This window comes from Acidiphilium sp. C61 (genome assembly GCF_905116885.1).
Taxonomy (GTDB): Bacteria; Pseudomonadota; Alphaproteobacteria; order Acetobacterales; family Acetobacteraceae; genus Acidiphilium.
Genome location: NZ_CAJHNI010000005.1, coordinates 1,215,096 through 1,236,344, shown reverse-complemented (window position 1 = coordinate 1,236,344; position 21,249 = coordinate 1,215,096). Strand labels below are relative to the sequence as shown.

Sequence of the window (21,249 nt, the reverse complement as noted above, 5' to 3'; positions counted from 1 at the left end):
GAATGTCCAAGCCGTCCAAGCCGTCCAAGCCTTTGGCGCCTGCCCGCAAAACCCCTTCCCGCGCCGCCGCGCCAGCCGCGCCGCAGCAGCAGGCTGCCCCGGACCCCACCAGCGCGCGTGCCGCGGGGATCGAGGAACTCAAGGTATCCGCGCATATGATGACGCTGGATGCCGGTCTGTTCTGTCTCGTCAACGAGGCCAGTCCCGGCGCTGCGCAGCGCGGCGGACTGCCGGGCGTGCGGATTTCGCCGCCGCCGCAGGCACCCGATACCGTCGAAATCCTCGCCTTTCGCCCGGATGGCTGGCTGTCCGGCGTGGGTGACGCTGCCCTCATCCGTGTGTCGCGCGGCCCCGCCCAGGTGATGGTGACGGTCTACCAGCAGGCCGGCCAGGCCGATTCCGCTCCCCGGTTACAGGTTCTGCGCCTTGCCGGCGGCGTCGCTGCGCCGGCTCCCGCGCCTGCCGCCTCCCAGCCTGCCACGCCGGCCGCGCCGGAACGCATGGATCTGCTCGCCCATATCCAGACCCGCGGCGATGTCGGCGCCCGCTTTGGCGACTGGCTGGGCGAGGCGGGGTCAGGCGCCTGGATCGAAGGCATCGCCATCGCGGCACCCGAGGGATTCGATCCGGCCGATCTGTCGTATCAGGCGGTGCTCGGCCGCGGCTGGCTCTCGCCCTGGGTCGATGCTGGCCAGTATTGCGGCAGCCGCGGCATGGCTCTGCCGCTGCTCGGCTTCCGCGTGCGCCTGCAGGGCGAGGCAGCCAAGCAGTTCGACCTGAAATGCGAGGCCAGCTTCGTTGACGGTTCCAAAGCCGGTCCGCTCGGCAGCGATGAAACCTGCGAGGCCGAGAGCCTGTCAGCCCTCGAGGCCGTGCGCATCACCCTGCTGCCCCGACAATCGGCGAAATCAGCCACGCGCGCCCGCCGCTGACTGGGGGAGTGACGTGAAGTTCCTTTTCGTCCACCAGAATTTTCCGGGCCAGTACCTGCACATCGTGCGTGATCTCCTGGCCGAGGGCGGGCACGAGATCGTGTTCATGACCGAACCGAACCGGAATCAGATATCCGGCGTGCGCAAGGTCACCTATGCTTTGCCGCCCCAAAGCCCGGACATCGTGCATCCCGCCGCCCGCGAATACGACATGGCGATGCGCCGCGCCGAGGCCGGCTATGCCGGGGCGATGCAGATCCGCAACCTCGGCTTCCAGCCGGACATCATCGTCGGCCATCACGGCTGGGGGGAGATGCTCAATCTCTGCGATGTCTTTCCCGGCGTACCGATTCTTGGCTATTTCGAATTCTATTACCGGATCGACGGGACCGACGTGAATTACGATCCCGAATTCCCGATGCCGCCCGAGCGCTTCGGCATGGTGCGGGCGAAAAACGGGGTGAACCACCTCGCCTTCGCCCTTGGCCAGCATGGTCAGACCCCGACCGACTGGCAGCGCAGCACCTACCCCGACTGGATGCAGGGGCGGTTGTCCATCGTGCGCGAGGGGGTCGATCTCGACATCTGCCGCCCCGATCCGGCGCAGCGTCGCCGCACGCTCAAGGTCGGCCCGCTCAGCGTCTCGCCACGGCAGAAACTCGTCACCTATGTCGCCCGCAATCTCGAGCCCTATCGCGGCTATCATACCTTCATGCGCGCCCTGCCGCGCATCCTCGAAGCCCGCAAGGACGTGGTGGTTTCCCTCGTCGGCGGTGACGAGATCAGCTATGGCGCGCCGCCGCAGCAGGGCACCTGGCGCAGCGTCATGATGAACGAACTTGGCGACCGGATCGACCTGTCGCGGGTGCATTTCCTTGGTCGCGTTCCCTACGAGGATCATGTCGCGCTGCTCCGCCGGTCGGATGCGCACGTGTATCTGTCGTATCCCTTCGTCGCGTCCTGGAGCCTGCGCGAGGCGATGGCGATCGGCGCGCCCATCATCGGCGGCGACACCAGAACCATCACCGAATTCATCGATGACGGGCAGACCGGCCTCGTTGCCGGGAATCTAGATCCCGATTCGGTGGCGGACAGTGTGCTGCGTATGCTGGAGGAGCGCGATCTTGCCGCGCGCCTTGGCGAAAACGCCCATGCCTATGCGGTCGCGAATCTCGATCTCGCCCAGTATCTGCGTGATTTCCGCGCCGAGATGGCCCGCATCGCCGGCCGTGAGATCGTGCCGGAGGTGCGTTCGCCGCGCTCTGGCGCCAAGCCTGCGCGCGTCGCGAAGGTCGCCAAGGGGAAGCCAGCCGATGCGAAAGCTTCCCCAGCGAGGCCGACCGCCGTAAGGAAAGCGGCGGCCGCGAAGCCCCGGGCGGCCGCGCACCGGCGCTGAACCTCCGGGCGGCAGGAGTCCGCGATGCAGGCCAAGCCTGACGATGTCATGGTGATCGACCATCCGCTGGTCGCGCACAAGCTGGCCCTGCTGCGCGCCGCGGCAACGCCAACCGGCGATTTTCGCCGGCTCGTTCGCGAGATCAGCCTGCTGATGGGCTATGAGGTGCTGCGCGATCTGCCGACCGAGCCGGTCCATATCGAAACGCCGCTGGAACCGATGACGGCCCGGCAGGTTTCCGGCAAGAAACTCTGCTTCATTTCAATCCTGCGCGCCGGCAATGGCATTCTCGATGGCATGGTCGATCTCGTTCCCTCGGCGCGGATCGGCCATATCGGCCTCTATCGCGATCCGATCTCGCACGAGCCGATCGAATATTACTTCAAGGTACCGGACGACATGGACCAGCGCCTGACCGTGGTGGTCGACCCGATGCTCGCCACCGGCCATTCGGCGGCGGCGGCCCTCGCACGGCTGAAGCGGGCAGGAGCGGGGGCGATGAAGTTCGTCTGCCTGATCGCAGCCCCGGAAGGCATCGCCGCGCTGCGCGCCGCCCATCCCGATGTCCCGATCTTTGCTGCGGCGATCGACCGGCAGCTCGACGAGCATGCCTATATCCGCCCTGGCCTTGGCGACGCCGGGGACCGTCTGTTCGGCACGAAATGACCAGCAAGATAGAGCACGGCATCCGATCCGGATGGATCGGAACCTGCTCTATTCCATGACCGCCATTTCCGGCTTTTCCACCGTTCCGGCCATGGCGGCGCGCGGCGGGCGGCGCATCAGCAACAGGCAGAACATGGTTGGAATGCTCACGATCATCATGAACTTGAACGAGTCGATGAACGAGATGATCTGCGCCTGCTGGTCAAGGGTTGCGTTGAGCAGCGCGGCGCCGGCATGGGTGAGGGGATTGAGCATGTGCGATACCGCGCCCCCAACCTGAAGGTTGCGGCTGAACGGTGTCACGTGGTCGGCCAGTGTCGCGTGGTTCACCTGCGCCATCTGCACCTGCACCGCCTCGGTGACGGAAATACCGACCGCCATGCCGATATTGCGCATCAGGCTGAGCAGCGAAGTTCCCTGTGTGCGCAGCGCCTGCGGTAGGGTGTAGAAGGCGACCACCTGAAGCGGCGTGAACACGAAGCCGAGCCCCATTCCCTGCACGATCAGCGTTTCGATCATGTAGCCCTGCGGCGATGATGGCAGCCATTGCTGCATCATCCAGAAGGAAATGACGAGCAGCGCAAAGCCCGCCGCCATCAGCGCCCGCGGATCGATCTTGTTGGCCAGCCGCCCGGCCAGCATCATCGCCCCCATCGTGCCGATGCCGCGAGGCGCCATCACGAGGCCTGCGGTCTCCACCGGGTAGTTGCCGAGCTTTTCCAGGAAGGGCGGCATCAATGTTGCCGAGGAGAGCAGCACCGAGCCGACCGCGAACATGGTGATCAGTCCGGCATTAAGGTTGCGGTCGGCGAACACGCCGCGCGGGATGAACGGCGCCTTCGCCGTCATCATGTGGACGATGAAGAGGTAGAGCCCGATGACAGCCAGCACCGCGAAGGTGACGATTTCCGGCGAGCCGAACCAGTCCTTTTCCTGCCCGCGGTCAAGCATGATCTGCAGCGAGCCGAGAAAGAGCGACAGCACGGCAAAGCCGGTCCAGTCGAAATGCCCGCTTGCCGGCCGCTTCGCCCGCTTCGGCATGAAGGCGCCGAGCGCCAGCAGGGCGGCGATGCCAAACGGCACGTTGACGAAGAACACGTAGCGCCAGTCATAGAAATAGGTGAGATAGCCGCCCAGCGTCGGCCCCAGGATCGGCCCGATCATCACGCCGACGCCCCAGATCGCCATTGCCGAGCCGCGCTTCTCGACCGGGTAGATGTCCAGCATGGTGGACTGGCTGAGCGGCACCAGTGCTGCGCCGAACATGCCCTGCAGCAGCCGGTCCAGTACCATCTCGCCGAGCGAGGTGGCAACGCCGCACATCATCGAGCTGACGGTGAAGCCGATCAGCGAGATCAGGAAGATGTTCTTTCGCCCATACTGCGCGGCGAGCCAGCCGACCGGCGCGGTCATGATCGCGGCGGCGATCACGTAGGAGGTCAGAACCCAGGTGATCTCGTCATACGAGGCCGAGAGCGAGCCCTGCATGTAGGGCAGCGAGACGTTGGCGATGGTCGCGTCCAGCGCCTGCATCAGCGTGCCGATCATGCAGCCGATCGTCACGATCGCTCGTGGCAGCCCGCTGAGCTGCATTTCCTCCTCGTGCGCAGCCGGCCCTGCCATGGTTCAGCGCTCCTCGGTCAATCCGGCTCAGAACAGGTCCGCAAGCCGGTTCTGATGCCCGGTATGGATCGTGATCTCGGCGGTCATGCCGTTGCGCAGCACGAGGTTCTTCGGCCCGCCGGTAATGTTCACCCGCAGCGGAATGCGCTGCACGACTTTCACCCAGTTGCCCGAGGAATTCTCTGCCGGCAGGATCGAGAAGCTCGATCCGCTGGCCGGCGCGATGCTGGCGACGACGCCCTGCCAGGTCCGGCCCGGATAGGTATCGACATGCACGCTCACCTTGTCCCCCGGCTTCACCCAGGTCAGCGAGGTCTCCTTCGGCTGCGAGCGGATCCATACATCCGTGTTCGAGACCAGGGCAAAGGCGGCGGTGCCGGCCGGCAGGAACATGCCCGGACGCAACTTGTCGGTCTCGGTGACCACCCCGGCGAAGGGCGCGCGCACGATGGAATGGCGGTAGTTCAGCTCGGCGGTGGCCAAAGCTGCCTTCGCCGCCTTGTATTGCGGCGTGTCTTCCACCTTGATCTTCGGATTGCCCGACAGTTTCGCGAGATCGACCCCCGCCTGCGCGGTCATCGCATCCAGCGTCGCCTCGTCGCCCTGGAGCTTGTATTTCGCATCGTCATAGGCGGTGCGCGTCACGCCGCCGGTATGCACCAGCGCGGCGTAGCGCTTGAAGTTCAGCCTGTCATTATCGACCACCGATTGCTGGGTGCGGATCTTGGCGATCTCGGCGCTGTACCCGGCCCGCGTTGCCTCGACCTGCTGGGTGACCTCGGCGAGATTGGCCTTCGCCTGCGCGATTGCCACCTCGAAGCGCGAGGGATCGAGGGTGAACAGCTTCTGGCCCTTCGTCACCGCCTCGTTATCGTGAACATCGATGGTTTCCACCAGGCCCGACACGTCGGTGGACAGCGCCACCTTGCCCGCCTGGACATAGGTGTCGGTCACGCTCACCGTCCCACCGCTCACCAGCCAGTAGACAAGGATGGCGCCGAGGATCACCGCCACGCCGCCGATCATGAGCAAGGGCCGCAGCATCCGGCCCGAGCGGCGACTCCGCGTCGCCCCCTCGCGGGTCTCGGCCTCGCGGGCCACAGGGCCGGTGGCTGTACTCGTATGGGACATCAAACCATCTCCTGTTCGGCGTCTGCCGTGGTATTTTCGGAAGGCGCGTCGCCGGCCATCGTGCCGTGATCTGCCGCGCCGGTCTCGTCATGTGTCGCGGCCCCGCAGCGGCCCGCGCCGAGCAGGGTCGCCTTGATCCGCAGCAATCCCGTAACCAGCGTGTCCATCGTCTCGGGCGGGATGCCGTTGCCGATCAGTGCGGCGACCGCGCCGCGCTGGGTTTCGATCTCGGCGAGGAGCGGCTGCGCCGCTTCGGTCAGGTGCAGGCGCCAGATCCGCCGGTCACGCGGGTCGGCCCGCCGCTCCACCAGGTTGCGCGCCGCCAGCCGGTCGGTCAGCCGCGCGACGCTCATCGGCTCGACCTCGAGCAATTCGGCTAGATCCTTTTGCGATAGGCCGGGATGGCGGGACAGCTTGATCAGCATCGCCCATTGCGCGCGGTTCATGCCGTGCAGCCTGGCGCGGCGATCGGTTTCGAGCCGCAGCAGCCGCGCCACATCGTGCAGCAGCAGTAGCAGGTCGGGTTCGGTGGGCAATTGGGACATAGCACCTGAGATAGTAAGGTGCGTTACGAGTAAGTGCTACTGCCGCAGTTCTGCGTTTTTCGCAGAGGCCGGTCCCCGTTTCATGCCCTTGCGCGTCCCGCGCCGGGTTCGGGTGCTCACCCAGCCAGCGCTTCGTGCAACACCGGAATGGCGCCGGTCATCATGATCTGTACGCCGATTCCCAGCAGGATGAACGCCGCGAGCCGCGACAGCACGCGCCGCCCGTTCGCGCCGAGAATCACGTCCAGCCGGTCGGCCGCCGCATAGCTGATCCAGGTGATCGCCGCGATCGCGATTGCCGCGAGCGACATGCCGGCGAAGAACGCGCCGAGCGGCGTGCCATAGGCGCCGCGCTCCGTCCCCAGCGTCACCGCGACCGCAATGGTTCCCGGCCCGGTGGTGAAGGGCAGGGTGAGCGGAAAGAATGCCATCGAGGCGATATCGTCCGGGTCCTGGTCCGGTGCTGGCAGGGAACTGGCCGCCTGTGCCTGTTTCCGCGCCTCGGTCACTTCCGGTGCGTTCAGCATCTGGAACGCCCGGCTCGCCACCACGGCGCCGCCGGCCAGTCGCAGGGCGTTCAGCGTGATGCCGAAGAAATTCAGGATATAGCTGCCTGCCCAGAGCGAGACGAGCATCACCGCGGCGCTGTTCAGCCCTACCTTGCGCGCCAGCGTCGCCCGCACCGGCCGGCTCGCATTGCTGGTGATCTCGTTGAAGATGATCGCCCCGGCCAGCGGATTGACGATCGACAGCAGCGCCGGAAACCCGAGCAGGAAGGCGTGCAGCCCAGGCCCGAACAGGCTCAAGCTGGCAGTTCCCGCACGGCGATCGCGGCGAACAGCGCCGCGCCGAGCGGGATGATCGCATCGTTGAAATCGTAGCGCGGATGATGCAGCGGCACCGCGCCGCGCGCGCCATCCGCCTGGCCGATGCGGAAGAAGCAGCCCGGCCGCTCCAGCGCGTAGAAGGCGAAATCCTCTCCACCCATCGAGGCGGGCATGGTGGTCCGCACCTGCGAGGCGCCAACCACCGCCCGCGCGGCCTCGGCGAAGGCGGAAGCGGCGGCGGGATCGTTGACGACCGGCGGATAGCCCCGCTCGTAGCCCACCTCCACGCCCACGCCGGCGGCGGCGGCAAGGCCACGCACCAGGACGGGGATCTCGCGCGCCATCTGGTCCTGCACCTGCGGCGTCAGCGTCCGCACAGTGCCCGAGAGCGTCGCCGTTTCGGGAATCACGTTGGTGGCGCTGCCGGCATGGAAGGTACAGACCGAGACGACCGCCGATTCGAGCGGTGCAACATGCCGGGCCACCAGGCTCTGCAGGCCGACCACGATCTGCGCCCCGGCGACGATCGGATCGATCGCCTGGTGCGGCCGGGCCGCGTGCCCGCCCTTGCCGCTCAGCCGGATCATCAGCGTGTCCGACGCCGCATTCACCGTGCCCGGGGATGCGGAAACCACGCCGATCGGCAGGAGCGGGTCGTTATGCGCGCCGAACACCGAATCAAAGGGGAAGCGTTCCAGCAGCCCGTCCTCCAGCATTGCCCGCGCGCCGGCGCCGCCTTCCTCGGCAGGCTGGAAGATGAAATGGATGGTGCCGGAAAACCGCCGTGTCGCGGCGAGGTAGCGCGCCGCGGCAAGCAGCATCGTGGTGTGCCCGTCATGCCCGCAGGCATGCATCGTCCCCGGCGTGGTCGAGCGCCAGGGCGCATCGCCCGCCTCCTCGATCGGCAGTGCATCCATGTCGGCGCGCAGCGCGATCGCCCGGTTCCCGGACCCCGCCCGCAGCGTGCCGACGACCCCGGTGCCGCCCACACCGGTGGTGACGTCAAGGCCGAACGCCGTCAGCCGTTCCGCCACCAGCGCCGCGGTGCGGCGTTCCTGGTAGCCGAGTTCCGGATGGGCATGGAAGTCGCGTCGCCAGGCGGAGAATTCCGGCGCCCAGGCCAGGAGCTGCTCGTCGATCGTCATGGCGGGAAGAATAAGGCCAAAACCACGGCGCCGTCACCCATGCCGCGATTTTCGCTCCGACCCGCGCCGGCGAGAGGTTTCATGCGCCTGACGTATGGGTGATAGGTGTTCCCGCCCCGTTATTGCGGTGCAGCAAACGGTCTATATGGAGGGTCAGACGGAGCGAGGCTCCGGAATAGCAAGGCTGAAAAGCCAGATCAGAAAGGAAGACTCCCATGACGAAGCTGACCCGCACCATCGCCATCATCGCCGCCCTTGGCGCCATTGCCCCGGCCGCTGCCAATGCCGCCAATTTCGGCAATACCCACGACCAGCTCGTGCAGAAGATCAACAACGCCTATGGCACCCAGTTCAAGACCGGCCATACGGCTGGCCAGACGGCTCCTGCCGAGGCCCAGCATAACAACTGAGGCAACTTGACCGATCTTGCCCCCCGCTGCATGCGGCGGGCGGCAAGGCCGGTGACGATAAGCTGAACGACGCCCCTGAAATTCTTCCACGAATTTCAGGGGCGTTTTGTTTGCGTCACGACCGTCTCGGTTGTTCGGGAGACGGTAAGGCTGACCGTCTCCGTTGTTTCGGAGACGGTGGGGCTCCCTGATTTGGCCGTGTCAGGCCGCCGTGCGGATTGCCGCGGCGCGGATATCCTCATCGACCGTTTCGGCGAAACGGGCGAAATTCTCCTCGAACCGTGCAACCAGCTCGGCGGCCTGACGGTCATAGGCTGCCTTGTCGGCCCAGGCTTCCCGCGGGTCGAGCACCGAAGAGGGCACGCCCTCGACCGCATCGGGGATCATCAGCCCGAACGCCCGGTCGGGATGGAAGCTCGTGCCATCGAGCGCGCCGGACAATGCCGCATTGAGCAAGGCGCGCGTGTGACGGATCGACATCCGATGACCGGTGCCGAACGCGCCGCCGGTCCAGCCGGTGTTCACCAGCCAGCACGACACTCCATGCTCGGCGATGAGCTTCGCCAGCAATTCGCCGTAAACCCGCGGCGGTCGCGGCAGGAACGGCGCACCGAAACAGGTGGAGAACGTCGCCTGAGGTTCCTTTCCGAGCCCCTTCTCGGTACCGGCCACCTTGGCGGTATAGCCGGACAGGAAATGATACATCGCCTGGGCTGGCGTGAGCCGCGCGATCGGCGGCAGCACGCCGAAGGCATCCGCCGTCAGCATCACCACGTTGCGCGGCATGCCGCCACGGCCGCTGCGCTCGACATTGGGGATGAACTCGATCGGGTAGCACGAGCGCGTGTTCTCGGTCAGGCTGCGATCGGCGAGGTTCACCACCCCGCGCGCATCTGCCACCACGTTCTCCAGCACGGTGCCGAAGCGATGGCTTGCGGCATGGATTTCCGGCTCGGCCTCGGCGGAGAGATCGATCACCTTGGCGTAGCAGCCGCCCTCGAAGTTGAATACGCCATCCGGCCCCCAGCCATGCTCGTCATCGCCGATGAGCCGGCGCGCTGGATCGGAGGAGAGGGTGGTCTTGCCGGTGCCCGACAGGCCGAAGAACAGGGCTACGTCATCATCCCGGCCGATATTGGCGCTGCAGTGCATCGGCAGCACGCCGCGGGCGGGCAACAGCCAGTTCATCACCGTGAAGATCGATTTCTTGATCTCGCCGGCATATTGCGTTCCGGCGATGACGATCCGCCGCTCGGCGAAGGACAGGGCGATCGCCGTCGATGAGCGCACCCCGTCGATCGCCGGGTCGGCCTCGAAGTCCGGCGCGTGCAGGATCACGAAATCAGGTTCGAACCCCTCCAGCTCCGCCTCGGCGGGGCGGATGAACATGTTGCGGGCAAACAGCGCCTGCCAGGCATTGGTGGTGACCAGCCGGACGCGGATGCGGTTTTTCGGATCAGCGCCCGCGAACAGGTCCTGAACGAACAGTTCGCGGTCCTGCAGGAAGGCCTGCACCCGGCCGCGCAGCGTCGCATAATGCGAAGCGGACAGTTTCTGGTTGACGCTGCCCCACCAGATCTCGGCGGTGGTTTCCGGCTCATCCACCACGAACTTGTCGGCGACCGACCGGCCAGTATGCACGCCGGTTTCGACCATCAGCGCACCATCTGCGGAAAGTCGGCCTTCGCCGCGGCGCAGCGCATGGGTCACCAGCGCCGGCGCGGTCAGGTTCGCATGCACGGTGGCGGCGCGGGTAATGCCCGCATGGGCCAGGATCGCCGCGTTGCGGGCGGCGGAGTCGGTGTTCGTCGTCGTTGGCGTCACGGCTCTGATCTTTCTTGGCTCGGCTTTGATGTTCGATTTAAGCCTTATGCCGTCCCTTTCGGGTTTTTCCAAACCTGAAAAGCGAAAATATGACCGCGTTCAGCGAAACTCAACCATGCGCCGCGCTATCGGCCAGAACAGTGAACACATCTGCATAGACGCGGAGCATCCGCTCGAAGCCGATCCGCAGCACGATGTCCTCCCGCGCCAGATCGAACCCGTCCGGGTCGAGCGTCACCATCGTCCATCCGGTGCCCTGGCCGCCCGCGGCCAACGCCGCTTCGTCCAGCCGCGCGCCGAGGGTTCGGTTCACGGTCGCCATTGCCTCGATACAGGCCCGTTCGTCCTGCAGCGCCGGCGTGCGCGGCGTCAGCCGGTCGACATCCAGCGTCGCAGCCCTTGCGAAGCCGCCGACGAACCGCGCCGCAACGGGTGTCAGCCGGTAGATTCCGAAATCGCTGAACCCGGCATAGGGGCGGGCATAGGGATGGAGGGTCAGATAGCGCTCCCGGTCCTCCGGCGCGTCCGACCGCTCGGCGTCGCATACCAGCGACAGGCGCGGGCTGGTCTGCGGGTTTGCCTCGGTGGCCTCGCCGCTGACCATCAACGCGCAGGCGGGATTGCGGTCGAGCGCCCTGGTATGGGCGGAAAGCTGCGAGAGCAGCACCACCACGTCACCATCCAGAAGCACGGCCGGGGTGACCAGAGCGATTGCGGGGTAATCATCCTCGATCACTGCGAGGCTGGCTGACCGCGCCGCCCGCAGCAGGAGCCGCGCATCGCGGTGGATGTCATTCTGGATTTCACGGTGCTCTTGCATTTGGCGCCATATTCCCGTCACGTCATGTCGGGATAATGCGACGAAGTCCGCTGCAAGGCAAAAATTTTCATGAAACAGACCATCGCTCTTGTCGACGACGACCGGAACATCCTCGAATCGGTGCAGATGACACTGGAACAGGAGGGATATGCCGTTCGTACCTATACCGACGGGGAGTCGGCCCTGCAGGGCCTGCTGACCCGCCCGGCCGATCTTGCCGTGCTCGATATCAAGATGCCGCGCATGGACGGGATGGAACTGCTCCAGCGTCTGCGTGCCCGCTCGGCGATGCCGGTCATTTTCCTCACCAGCAAGGATGACGAGCTCGACGAGCTTATGGGCCTGCGTCTCGGCGCTGATGACTACATCACCAAGCCCTTCAGCCAGCGCCTGCTGATCGAGCGCATCCGCGCCCTGCTGCGTCGCAACGAGACGAGCCGCGCCGAAGGTTCCGGTGCGGCGCCCACCGGCGTCATCGGCAGGGGCGATCTCACGCTCGATGAGACCAAGCATCAATGTCTCTGGAAGGGGCAGGATATCCAGCTCACCGTCACCGAATTCCTGCTGGTCAAGGCGCTTGCCGCCCGCCCCGGCATGGTCAAGTCGCGCGACCAGCTGATCGACGCCGCCTATGGCGAGAGCGTCTATGTCGACGATCGCACGATCGACAGCCACATCAAGCGCCTGCGCCGCAAGTTCCGCGCCGTCGATGACGAGTTCGACCAGATCGAGACGCTCTACGGCATCGGCTACCGCTACAAGGAAGCATGAGCCTCGCCAGTCCGGGTGCGGCCATGCTCGGCTGGCGGCGGATCTCGCCGCTGCTGCGCCGGATCCTGCTGGTCAATGCGCTGCCGCTTGCCCTCATCGTCGCCGCCCTGCTCTATCTCGACCAATACCAGCACGGTCTGCTGACCGCCGAGGTGACCGCGCTGCGCGAGCAGGCACGGATCTATGCCGGCGCGCTCGCCGAATCGGCGGTGCAAACCGATGTGGCCAACCAGCCGGCACTCAAGCCCGATCTCGCCCGCCCGCTGCTCTACCGCCTGATCGAGCCGACGCCGAACGCACAGGCGCTGGTCTACGGGCCGGATGGCCGGGTGATCGCCAATTCGCGCATCCGCCAGGGGCCGGGCGGCGCCATCATCACCGAACCGCTGCCGCCGGTCCGCCCGCGCGGCGATTTCGCCCGCGCCGTCAGCTTTCTCTATGACCAGTTCGTGGCCTTTCTCCCCAGCGCGGAGGTAACTTCCGCCGGGCACGATCCGGGCGCTTCCGGTCTTGGCTGGCAGCCGAGCGTGCGGGAGGTGCTGAAACTCACCAGCGCCCAGCCGGCGCGCGAGGCGCCGCCCTTCATCCGCCGCGCCGCCGATGGCCGGCTGCTGATCACGGTTTCCGAGCCCATCGTCCGCGCCAAGAACACCGTTGGCGCGGTACTCCTCACCCGTGAGGCGACCGAAGTGGACCGCGCGGTCTTTGCCGTGCGGGTGTCGATCCTCGGCCTGTTCGTGCTCGCCCTGGTGCTGACAGTATTGCTCTCGGTCTATCTCGCCCGAACCATCGCGACCCCGCTGCTCCGCCTTGCCGCCTCGGCCGGCCGCCTGCGCGAGGGCCGCGGCGCGATGACCGAGCCGGTGCCCCCGCCGATCGCCGCCCGCGATGACGAGATCGGCATCCTCGCCCGCGCGCTGGAGGAATCCGCCCATGCCCTCTGGGCGCGGATGGACGCGATCGAGCGCTTCGCCGCCGATGTCGCGCACGAGATCAAGAACCCGCTCTCCTCGATCCGCTCCGCCGTCGAGACCGTCCGCCGGATGGACGATCCCGCCCGCGCCGCCCGCCTGTTCGACATCATTTCGCAGGATGTCCGCCGGCTCGACCGGCTGATCTCCGACATCAGCGATTCCTCGCGCCTTGATTCCGAAATGTCGCGCACCGCGCTGGAACCGGTCGACCTCGCCCCCATCCTCGCCGCCCTCGCCGAGATCCACCAGTCCACCCGCGAGGACGACGCGCCGGCGATGGTGCTCGACGCGCCGAAGACCGGCCTCGTTGTCCGCGGCGCCGAGGGACGGCTTGTCCAGGTGCTGCGAAACCTGCTCGGCAACGCGATCTCCTTCAGCCCGCAGGGCGGCAAGATCTGGCTGCGCGGCCGCGTCACCGGCAGCATCGTCGAACTTGCCGTCGAGGACGAAGGCCCCGGCATCCCCGACGCCAAGCTCGACCACGTTTTCGACCGTTTCTACTCCGAGCGCCCGCAGGGCGAGGGCTTCGGCAACCATTCCGGCCTCGGCCTGTCGATCTCCCGGCAGATCATCGAGGCCCATCAGGGCCGCATCACCGCCGAGAACCGCCGCGACCCCGAGGGCGCGGTCATCGGCGCCCGCTTCGTCATCCGCCTGCCGCGGGGATAATTCCGCCCATAAAAAAGGGCCGGCACGCTATGCCGACCCTTTTCCGATCCGAAGGCGTGCCGGGGTCACCCCTGGCGTTCGACCATCATCTGCTTGATCTTCCCGATCGCCTTCGCCGGGTTCAGCCCCTTCGGGCAGGTCTGCGTGCAGTTCATGATCGTGTGGCAGCGATAGAGCTTGAAAGGATCTTCCAGCGCATCGAGCCGCTTGCCGGTCGCCTCGTCGCGCGAATCCGCGATCCACCGATACGCCGCCATCAGCACGGCCGGGCCGAGATAGCGGTCGCCGTTCCACCAGTAGGACGGGCAGGAGGTCGAGCAGCAGAAGCACAGGATGCACTCCCACAGCCCGTCCAGCTCCGCGCGTTCCTCGACGCTCTGCTTGCGCTCGCCATCCGGCGGCGGCGGGGTTTCGGCCTGCAGCCACGGCTCGATCGAGCGATACTGCGCATAGGCCTGGTTGAGGTCGGGCACGAGGTCCTTGACCACCGGCATGTGCGGCAGCGGGTTGATGTTCACCGCCTCCTTCACCTCCTCGATCGGCTTGAGGCAGGCGAGCGTGTTGGTCCCGTCGATGTTCATCGCGCAGGAGCCGCAGATCCCCTCGCGGCAGGAGCGGCGGAAGGTGAGGGTGGGGTCGACCTCGTTCTTGATCTTGATCAGCGCGTCCAGCACCATCGGCCCGCACTTGTCGAGGTCGATCTCATAGGTGTCGGCGCGCGGATTGGCGTCCTCGTCGGGGTTCCAGCGATACACCTTGAAGCTCTTCACCCGGGTCGCCCCCGGCTCGGCCTTGTAGGTCTTGCCCTGGGTGACGCGGCTGTTCTTCGGGAGGGTCAGTTCGGCCATGGTTCGAAACCCTTTCTCAGTAGACGCGCTTCTTCGGCGGGAACACCGACACGTCGTTGGTCAGCGTCTGCATCCTCACCGGGCGATAATCGAGCGCCACATCGCCTTCATCCGTGCAATGGGCGAGCGAATGCTTCATCCACTCGGCGTCTTCACGCTCGGGGAAGTCGTCATGCGCGTGCGCCCCGCGGCTCTCGTGCCGGGCCTCGGCCGAGGCCATGGTGGTGATGGCGTTGCCCATGAGGTTGTGCAGCTCGAGCGCTTCCATCAGGTCCGAATTCCAGATCAGCCCGCGATCGGCGATCGAGATGTCCTTCAGCCCCTGCCAGAGGCCGGACATCTTCGCGACGCCTTCCTTCAGGGTCTTGGAGTTGCGGAACACCGCGGCGTGGTTCTGCATCGTCCGCTGCATCTGGTCGCGGAGAGCGGCGACGGTGGTGCCGCCCTTGGCGTGGCGCGTCGCGTCCAGACGGTCGAGCGAGGCCTCGCCGGCGCGGCTGGGCAGGGCCGGCTGGGTGGCGCCCGGTGTGACCACCTTTGCCGCCTGATGCGCCGCCGCGCGGCCGAACACCACGAGGTCGAGCAGCGAGTTGGTGCCGAGCCGGTTCGCGCCGTGCACGGAAACGCAGGCCGCCTCGCCAACCGCCATCAGGCCGGGCACGGTCGCGTCCGGATTGTCCTTGGTCGGGCGCAGCACCTCGGCGCGATAATTCGTCGGAATGCCACCCATGTTGTAATGCACGGTCGGCAGCACCGGGATCGGCGCCTTGGTCACGTCGACGCCGGCAAACACCCGCGCCGTTTCGGAAATCCCCGGCAGCCGTTCATGCAGCTGCTCCGGCTTCAGCCCTTCGAGATGGAGCAGGATGTGGTCCTTGTTCGGCCCGCAGCCGCGCCCTTCCATGATCTCGATCGTCATCGAGCGGGACACCACGTCACGCGAGGCGAGGTCCTTCGCCGTCGGCGCGTAGCGTTCCATGAAGCGCTCGCCCTCGGCGTTGGTCAGGTATCCGCCCTCGCCGCGCGCACCCTCGGTGATGAGGCAGCCGGCCGGGAAGATGCCCGTCGGGTGGAACTGCACGAACTCCATGTCCTGCATCGGCAGCCCGGCGCGCAGCGCCATGCCGCCGCCATCGCCGGTGCAGGTGTGCGCCGAGGTGCAGGAGAGATAGGCGCGGCCATAACCGCCGGTCGCCAGCACCACGAGCTGGGCGCGGAAGCGGTGGATCGTCCCGTCCTCAAGGCACCAGGCCATCACCCCGCGGCATGCGCCCTCGTCGTCCATGATGAGGTCGGTGGCGAAATATTCGACGAAGAACTCCACATCCGCCTTCAGGCTCTGCTGGTAGAGCGTGTGCAGGATGGCGTGGCCGGTGCGGTCGGCCGCGGCGCAGGCGCGGCGCACCGGAGCCTGGCCGAAATCCTTCATGTGCCCGCCGAACGGCCGCTGGTAGATCTTGCCATCCTCGGTGCGGCTGAACGGCACGCCGAAATGCTCGAGCTCGTGGATCGCCGGAATCGCCTCGCGGCACATGTATTCGATGGCATCCTGGTCGCCGAGCCAGTCCGAGCCCTTGACCGTGTCATACATGTGCCAGCGCCAATCGTCCGGCTCCATGTTGCCGAGTGCGGCACCGATGCCGCCCTGTGCGGCGACGGTGTGGCTGCGGGTCGGGAACACCTTGCTGATGCAGGCGGTCTTGAGCCCGGCCTGGCCCATGCCGAGCGTCGCCCGCAGGCCGGAGCCGCCGGCGCCGACGACGATGACGTCATAGGTGTGATCGATGATCGTGTAGGCGCCGAGCGACGGCTTCGACATTGCATTCATGACGATGATTTCCCCAGGCGGATCAGAAGGACAGTTTCAGAACCGAGATGACGGCCAGCAGCCCGAAGAACCCGGCCGTTGCCCGCATCGCGAGCATGACCGTGAGCCGCTTGCCTTCAGAGCGGATGTAGTCCTCGATCACGACCTGCAAACCCAGCTGCAGGTGATAGAAAAGCGCGATGACCAGGGCGAGGAACAATACCCCGTTCCAGGGCTCGGCCATATAGCGCAGCATTTCGGCCTGGGTTGCCCCCTTGAGCAGCAGCACCGAGAGCACGGCGTAGAGGGCGAGCGGCAGCAGGGCCAGGGCGGTGAGCCGCTGCACCCACCAGTGATGCACGCCGGCCTTGGCGGCGCCCATGCCCCGGGCGCGGCCGAGTGCGGACCGCATGATCTTCATCGATGAAACTCCTTCACCAGCAGGTCCCCCGGCGCTCACAGCACCACCAGCCCGATCAGCCACACTAGAACCGTCAGCCCTGCCGCCGCCAGCATCACGGCGGTGCCCGAGCGGTGCACGCTCGGCAGATCGAACCCGAACCCGGCATCCCAGAGCAGATGCCGGATGCCGTTGCAGAAATGGTAGAAGAGGGCGAGCGTGAAGCCGAACAGCACGATCATGCCGAGCACCGAGCCGACGACCGCCTGTGCCACGGAAAACGCGCCGGACGAGGTCGCCGCCGCCGCGAGCCAGAGCGACAGCAGGATGGCCCCGGCGGACAGCGCAACTCCGGTGATCCGGTGCAGGATCGACAGGGTGGAGGTGATCTGCGGACGATAGACCTGAAGATGGGGCGACAGGGGCCGGCGGACCGTTCCGCCTGCAGAGTTGCGCCCTTGCATGAGCGCCTCACGCACATCCTGCATGTTCGTCATCACCTTTCTGACGGTCGTCGCATGACGGGAACCGAATATCGCCACATGACGAAATTGAAATGCTGCACTTGCTTAGTCCCCGAGGTGGCGAGGGTCAATTCACTGTCAAGCGTTCGCGATCCGGTACAATACGGTCTCGCGCGCGGCCCTGCTTTCGAGTTCGTGCAGGGTCGGAACCGTGCAGCGTCCGAATTCAACCAGCCCTGCGCGCGGGACGTAGGCGCGGCCGGGATCTGCGATCCATATCTCGGCCGTCGTCGCGCAGCGCTGCAGCCACGGCCAGATATGCGAGGTCATCGGTTTCTCATAGCAGACATCCCCGCAGAGAATGAGATCCTGTGCCGGCAGGCTGCCGGTGACATCCCCGATCACGATCTCGACTCCGGCGTCGTTCGCCGCCGCGTTGAGCCGGATCGCGGCACCGGCCATCGCGTCGATCTCCACGGCCGTCACATGCGCCGCCCCCGCCTTTGCCGCGGCGATCGCGGCCAGTCCCGACCCGGCGGCGAAATCCATCACCCGCTTGCCGCGCACGCTCTCCGGGTGGTCCAGCACGTGCCGCGCCAGCGCGATCGAGCCCGGCCAGGCAAAGGCCCAGTAGGGCGGCGCGATGCCGCTTTCCGCCAGGAATGCCTCGGTCGCCTGCCAGATCGGCGTGATCTCGGTGGCCAGATGCAGTTCGATTTCCGGCACCAGTGCCGGCGTCGTCCGCGCCGTGCTCGCGCGGATGAAGGCGGATGCGTCCTTCATCGTCCGATCAGGATCGCCAGCCCCACCAGCAGCCCGACCCATCGGTTCAGCCTGAACAGCGCGAGGCAACGCGCGGGCTCGTCGATATCGAGCCGTACCACCTGCCAGGCCAGCAGCGCCCCCGGCAGCGCGAGCGCGGCGAGCCCCTCCCGCCCGATCCCTGCCATCGCCATCGCGGCGGCGAGCAGCGCCAGCATCCCGGCATACCACAGCGCGACGAACAGCCGCGTCCGCCCGCCAAGCCTGAGTGCCGAGGACTTGATGCCCGCCAGCGCGTCGTCCTCGCGGTCCTGGTGCGCATAGATGGTGTCATAGCCGAGAATCCACAAAATCGTCCCGGCATAGAGCGGCAGCACCGGCCAGCCGAGCGCGCCGTGCGCCGCGGCATAGCCCATCGGCGCGCCCCAGCCGAAGGTGAAGCCGAGCATCACCTGCGGCCACCAGGTTACCCGCTTCGCCGCCGGGTAGAGGGCCACCAGCACCAGCGAGACGACGCCGAGGATCTGCGCCGTCCGCCCCAGCATCAGCAGCACCGCCAGCCCCGCCAGGAGCAGCAGGAACAGAAACCCGAGCGCTGCGGGGACCGACACGGCGCCGGAGGCAAGCGGGCGCGCCGCCGTCCGTGCCACCTTCCGGTCGAGCTTGCGATCCCACAAATCGTTCACGACACACCCCGCGGCCCTCATTACCACGGCGCCAAATGCGAACAGAACGATGAGGCCGAGTGTCGTCCACACCCCCGCCCGTGCCAGCAGGATGCTCCACAGGCCCGGCAGGAACAGCAGCCATACGCCGATCGGCCGGTCCAGCCGTGCCAGCAGCGCGAAGGGTCTGAGCCGCGCCGGCAGCCGCGCGACCCATCCCCCGGCCTGGATATCGGTAAAACCCGTTCCGCCTGCTACAGGGTCAGCCATGGCCTCGCTCATCCGTCTGCACCTTCCCTTGCCCTTGTCGCCCGGCGCGATCCTTGCCACATCCGCGGCTCAGGCGCACTATCTCGGCGCCGTGATGCGCCGCCGCGCCGGCGATCCCCTGCTGGTCTTCAACGCCGATTCCGGCGAATTTGCCGCGACGATCGACGCGCTCGACCGCCGCGCCGCCCACCTCGTTCTTGGCGAGCGCATACGCGCCCCCGCGCCCGAGCCTGATTGCTGGCTCTGCTTCGCCCCGATCCGGCGCTACATGACTGAACTCGTTGTCGAGAAGGCCACCGAACTGGGCGTCTCCCGCCTCGTTCCGGTGCTCACCGCCCGCACCCAGCCCGCCCGGCTGCGTGGCGACCGTCTTGCCGCCATCGCGACCGAGGCGGCCGAGCAATCCGAGCGCCTGACCATCCCCGCAATCGCCGAGCCGCTGCCGCTCGCGGGCTTTCTCGCCGCCTTTCCGCCGGCGCGCCGCCTGTTTGTCGCCGCCGAGCGTCGCGATGCCGCTCCCCTGTGGCCGGCCGATCCGCTTCAACCCCATGCCCTGCTGGTCGGTCCCGAAGGCGGCTTTGCACCGGAAGAGCTTGACGCGATGGCCCGCCATGCGTTTGTGTCACAGGTAACACTCGGGCCGCGCATCCTGCGCGCCGAGACTGCCGCCATCGCCGGGCTCGCGCGCCTGCTCGCGGGTTCCGCGCCCAGCTGAGTTCAGGAGCCGAATTTGTCCAACCCCGGAGAGGCCGACGCCACCCCGATCGATCCCGCGCAGCCAGCAGCCCGGCAACTCGCCGACTGGTTTGCCGCGGGCTGCAAGCCGCGCGATGCGTTCCGCGTCGGTACCGAGCATGAAAGCTTTGGCTTTCGCCGCGATACGTTTGCTCCGCCGCCCTACGAACCGGGCGGAATCCGCGCGCTGCTCGAGACCATCGCCGCCGATGAGGGCATCGAGCCGATCAACGATTCCGGCAACCCGATCGGGCTGAAGGGCGACGGGTTCTCGATCTCCCTCGAGCCCGGCGGTCAGTTCGAGTTGTCCGGCGCGCCGCTCGCCTCGATCCACGATACAAAGCGCGAGATCGACGATCATATCGCCCGCGTCCACCGTGTCGGTGCGAAACTCGGTCTCGGTTTCGCGCCGCTCGGCTTTCACCCGACGGCCCGGCGCGAGGATTTTGCCTGGATGCCCAAGGGCCGCTACGCGATCATGCGCGCCTACATGCAGAAAGTCGGCACGCGCGGGCTCGACATGATGCTGCGCACCTGCACCGTTCAGGCCAATCTCGATTTTTCCTCCGAAGCCGACATGGTGAAGAAGATGCGCGTCGGCCTTGCGCTACAGCCGCTGGCCACCGCGCTGTTTGCCAATGGTCCCTTCATGGAAGGCAAGCCGAACGGCCTGCTGTCCAATCGCGCCCTTGTCTGGCTCGATACCGATAACGCCCGCGCCGGCATTCCCCGCATGGTCTTCGAGGAGGGCTTCGGCTTCGAGCGCTACGCTGACTACATGCTCGATATCCCGATGTATTTCGTCTACCGCGATGGAAAATATATCGACGTCTCGGGCAAGTCCTTCCGCGATTTCATCGCCGGGCGACTTGAGGGGCTCGGCACCGAGCCTGCCACGATCGGCGACTTTGCCGATCATACCACCACCACCTTCCCCGATGTCCGTCTCAAGCGTTTCATCGAGACCCGCGGTGCCGATGCCGGAAACCCGGCGATGCTGCTGGCCCAGCCTGCGCTCTGGACCGGCCTGTTCTACGACGCCGCGGCACTCGATGCGGCCTGCGCCCTGATCCGGGATCTCTCCTACGAGCAGATGATCCATCTGCGTGACGAGGTTCCTCGGCATGGATTGGATATCGCGCTCGGTGCCGGCACCCTGCGCGACCTCGCGCGCGACGTTGTCGCCATCGCCGCCGAGGGGCTGAAATCGCGTGCGCGAACCAATGCGGCGGGCGAGGACGAGCGCATCTATCTTGCCCCGCTCGATGCGATCGCCCATGGCGGGCCGACCCAGGCCGAACACTGGCTAGGTCGCTATCACGGCGCCTGGCACGGCGACACCACCCGCATTTTCGCCGAGGCTCAACTCTGACGCCGCCTCGGCAGTAAGGCCGGGGCATGCAAACGACCTGCCTCTGCCGGTCCGCCCCTGATGTTCACGAACGAATATCGGGGGCAGGGAGTTAGAGCAATTTCCGATCCTGCTGGGCCGGATGTCGTGCTCTTCCACATCGATAAACAAAGCATCTTTATCCGATCAGGTGCCTCCATCTGATCGGATGAAG

The 21,249-nt window shown here is 66.6% G+C and carries 21 protein-coding genes; 8 read left to right on the top strand and 13 right to left on the bottom strand.

Going from position 1 to position 21,249, the window contains the following annotated elements:
• Window positions 1-2: 2 nt before the first annotated feature.
• Genes HUW10_RS08575 through upp form a run of 3 tightly spaced genes read left to right on the top strand, consistent with a single transcriptional unit; the run spans window position 3 to window position 2,994 of the window.
• On the top strand, window positions 3-932 hold the full coding sequence (locus tag HUW10_RS08575; RefSeq protein WP_174503114.1) for a hypothetical protein: 930 nt from the start codon (window positions 3-5) through the stop codon (window positions 930-932).
• Between the two features lie 13 nt (window positions 933-945).
• The gene (locus tag HUW10_RS08570) at window positions 946-2,328 is read left to right on the top strand and encodes a glycosyltransferase (protein WP_174503113.1); all 1,383 of its coding nucleotides are present in this window, start codon (window positions 946-948) and stop codon (window positions 2,326-2,328) included.
• 24 nt (window positions 2,329-2,352) lie between these two features.
• The gene (gene upp / locus HUW10_RS08565) at window positions 2,353-2,994 is read left to right on the top strand and encodes a uracil phosphoribosyltransferase (RefSeq protein WP_174503112.1); all 642 of its coding nucleotides are present in this window, start codon (window positions 2,353-2,355) and stop codon (window positions 2,992-2,994) included.
• A 48-nt stretch (window positions 2,995-3,042) separates the two neighbouring features.
• On the opposite strand, the gene HUW10_RS08560 is transcribed toward upp, so the two are convergent.
• The 5 genes from HUW10_RS08560 to HUW10_RS08540 form a co-directional block, all read right to left on the bottom strand.
• Entirely contained in the window at window positions 3,043-4,617 is a 1,575-nt protein-coding gene (locus HUW10_RS08560; RefSeq protein WP_174503111.1) for a DHA2 family efflux MFS transporter permease subunit, read from the bottom strand.
• Window positions 4,618-4,644: 27 nt separating this feature from the next.
• Complete coding sequence (locus tag HUW10_RS08555; protein ID WP_174503110.1) at window positions 4,645-5,748, bottom strand: HlyD family secretion protein; 1,104 nt, start codon at window positions 5,746-5,748, stop codon at window positions 4,645-4,647.
• On the bottom strand, window positions 5,748-6,293 hold the full coding sequence (locus HUW10_RS08550; RefSeq protein ID WP_174503109.1) for a MarR family winged helix-turn-helix transcriptional regulator: 546 nt from the start codon (window positions 6,291-6,293) through the stop codon (window positions 5,748-5,750). The genes HUW10_RS08555 and HUW10_RS08550 overlap by 1 nt, the downstream gene beginning before the upstream one ends.
• Before the next feature lie 116 nt (window positions 6,294-6,409).
• A complete protein-coding gene (locus HUW10_RS08545) occupies window positions 6,410-7,099 on the bottom strand; it encodes a MarC family protein (protein ID WP_174503108.1) in 690 nt (229 codons plus the stop codon).
• On the bottom strand, window positions 7,096-8,265 hold the full coding sequence (locus HUW10_RS08540) for an amidohydrolase (RefSeq protein WP_174503107.1): 1,170 nt from the start codon (window positions 8,263-8,265) through the stop codon (window positions 7,096-7,098). The genes HUW10_RS08545 and HUW10_RS08540 overlap by 4 nt, the downstream gene beginning before the upstream one ends.
• A 215-nt stretch (window positions 8,266-8,480) precedes the next feature.
• Between HUW10_RS08540 and HUW10_RS08535 the strand changes: the two genes are divergently transcribed.
• Window positions 8,481-8,675, top strand: a complete 195-nt coding sequence (locus HUW10_RS08535) for a hypothetical protein (RefSeq protein ID WP_174503106.1) — start codon at window positions 8,481-8,483, stop codon at window positions 8,673-8,675.
• Between the two features lie 201 nt (window positions 8,676-8,876).
• On the opposite strand, the gene HUW10_RS08530 is transcribed toward HUW10_RS08535, so the two are convergent.
• Window positions 8,877-10,499 (bottom strand): phosphoenolpyruvate carboxykinase, encoded by a 1,623-nt coding sequence (locus HUW10_RS08530; RefSeq protein WP_174503105.1) that lies wholly within the window; start codon window positions 10,497-10,499, stop codon window positions 8,877-8,879.
• Window positions 10,500-10,608: 109 nt separating this feature from the next.
• A complete protein-coding gene (locus HUW10_RS08525) occupies window positions 10,609-11,319 on the bottom strand; it encodes a HugZ family protein (protein WP_174503104.1) in 711 nt (236 codons plus the stop codon).
• Between the two features lie 69 nt (window positions 11,320-11,388).
• On the opposite strand from HUW10_RS08525, the gene HUW10_RS08520 reads away from it, so the two are divergent.
• Entirely contained in the window at window positions 11,389-12,090 is a 702-nt protein-coding gene (locus HUW10_RS08520) for a response regulator transcription factor (RefSeq protein ID WP_174503103.1), read from the top strand.
• On the top strand, window positions 12,087-13,733 hold the full coding sequence (locus HUW10_RS08515) for a stimulus-sensing domain-containing protein (protein ID WP_174503102.1): 1,647 nt from the start codon (window positions 12,087-12,089) through the stop codon (window positions 13,731-13,733). Before HUW10_RS08520 ends, HUW10_RS08515 begins: the two co-directional genes overlap by 4 nt.
• A gap of 65 nt (window positions 13,734-13,798) precedes the next feature.
• Here the strand turns inward: HUW10_RS08515 and HUW10_RS08510 are convergent, their stop codons facing one another.
• The 6 genes from HUW10_RS08510 to ubiA form a co-directional block, all read right to left on the bottom strand.
• On the bottom strand, window positions 13,799-14,581 hold the full coding sequence (locus HUW10_RS08510) for a succinate dehydrogenase iron-sulfur subunit (protein ID WP_174503101.1): 783 nt from the start codon (window positions 14,579-14,581) through the stop codon (window positions 13,799-13,801).
• 16 nt (window positions 14,582-14,597) lie between these two features.
• Entirely contained in the window at window positions 14,598-16,409 is a 1,812-nt protein-coding gene (gene sdhA / locus HUW10_RS08505) for a succinate dehydrogenase flavoprotein subunit (protein ID WP_174503100.1), read from the bottom strand.
• A 22-nt stretch (window positions 16,410-16,431) separates the two neighbouring features.
• Window positions 16,432-16,809, bottom strand: a complete 378-nt coding sequence (sdhD, locus tag HUW10_RS08500) for a succinate dehydrogenase, hydrophobic membrane anchor protein (protein ID WP_174503099.1) — start codon at window positions 16,807-16,809, stop codon at window positions 16,432-16,434.
• A gap of 35 nt (window positions 16,810-16,844) precedes the next feature.
• Window positions 16,845-17,276, bottom strand: a complete 432-nt coding sequence (gene sdhC / locus HUW10_RS08495; protein ID WP_174503098.1) for a succinate dehydrogenase, cytochrome b556 subunit — start codon at window positions 17,274-17,276, stop codon at window positions 16,845-16,847.
• A gap of 114 nt (window positions 17,277-17,390) precedes the next feature.
• Entirely contained in the window at window positions 17,391-18,035 is a 645-nt protein-coding gene (locus tag HUW10_RS08490; RefSeq protein WP_174503097.1) for a methyltransferase, read from the bottom strand.
• Entirely contained in the window at window positions 18,032-18,949 is a 918-nt protein-coding gene (ubiA, locus tag HUW10_RS08485) for a 4-hydroxybenzoate octaprenyltransferase (protein ID WP_174503096.1), read from the bottom strand. The genes HUW10_RS08490 and ubiA overlap by 4 nt, the downstream gene beginning before the upstream one ends.
• Between ubiA and HUW10_RS08480 the strand changes: the two genes are divergently transcribed.
• Window positions 18,948-19,664, top strand: a complete 717-nt coding sequence (locus HUW10_RS08480) for a 16S rRNA (uracil(1498)-N(3))-methyltransferase (RefSeq protein ID WP_174503095.1) — start codon at window positions 18,948-18,950, stop codon at window positions 19,662-19,664. The two genes, ubiA and HUW10_RS08480, sit on opposite strands and share 2 nt — an antisense overlap.
• A 15-nt stretch (window positions 19,665-19,679) precedes the next feature.
• Window positions 19,680-21,056 (top strand): glutamate--cysteine ligase, encoded by a 1,377-nt coding sequence (locus HUW10_RS08475; protein ID WP_174503094.1) that lies wholly within the window; start codon window positions 19,680-19,682, stop codon window positions 21,054-21,056.
• Window positions 21,057-21,249: the final 193 nt, after the last annotated feature.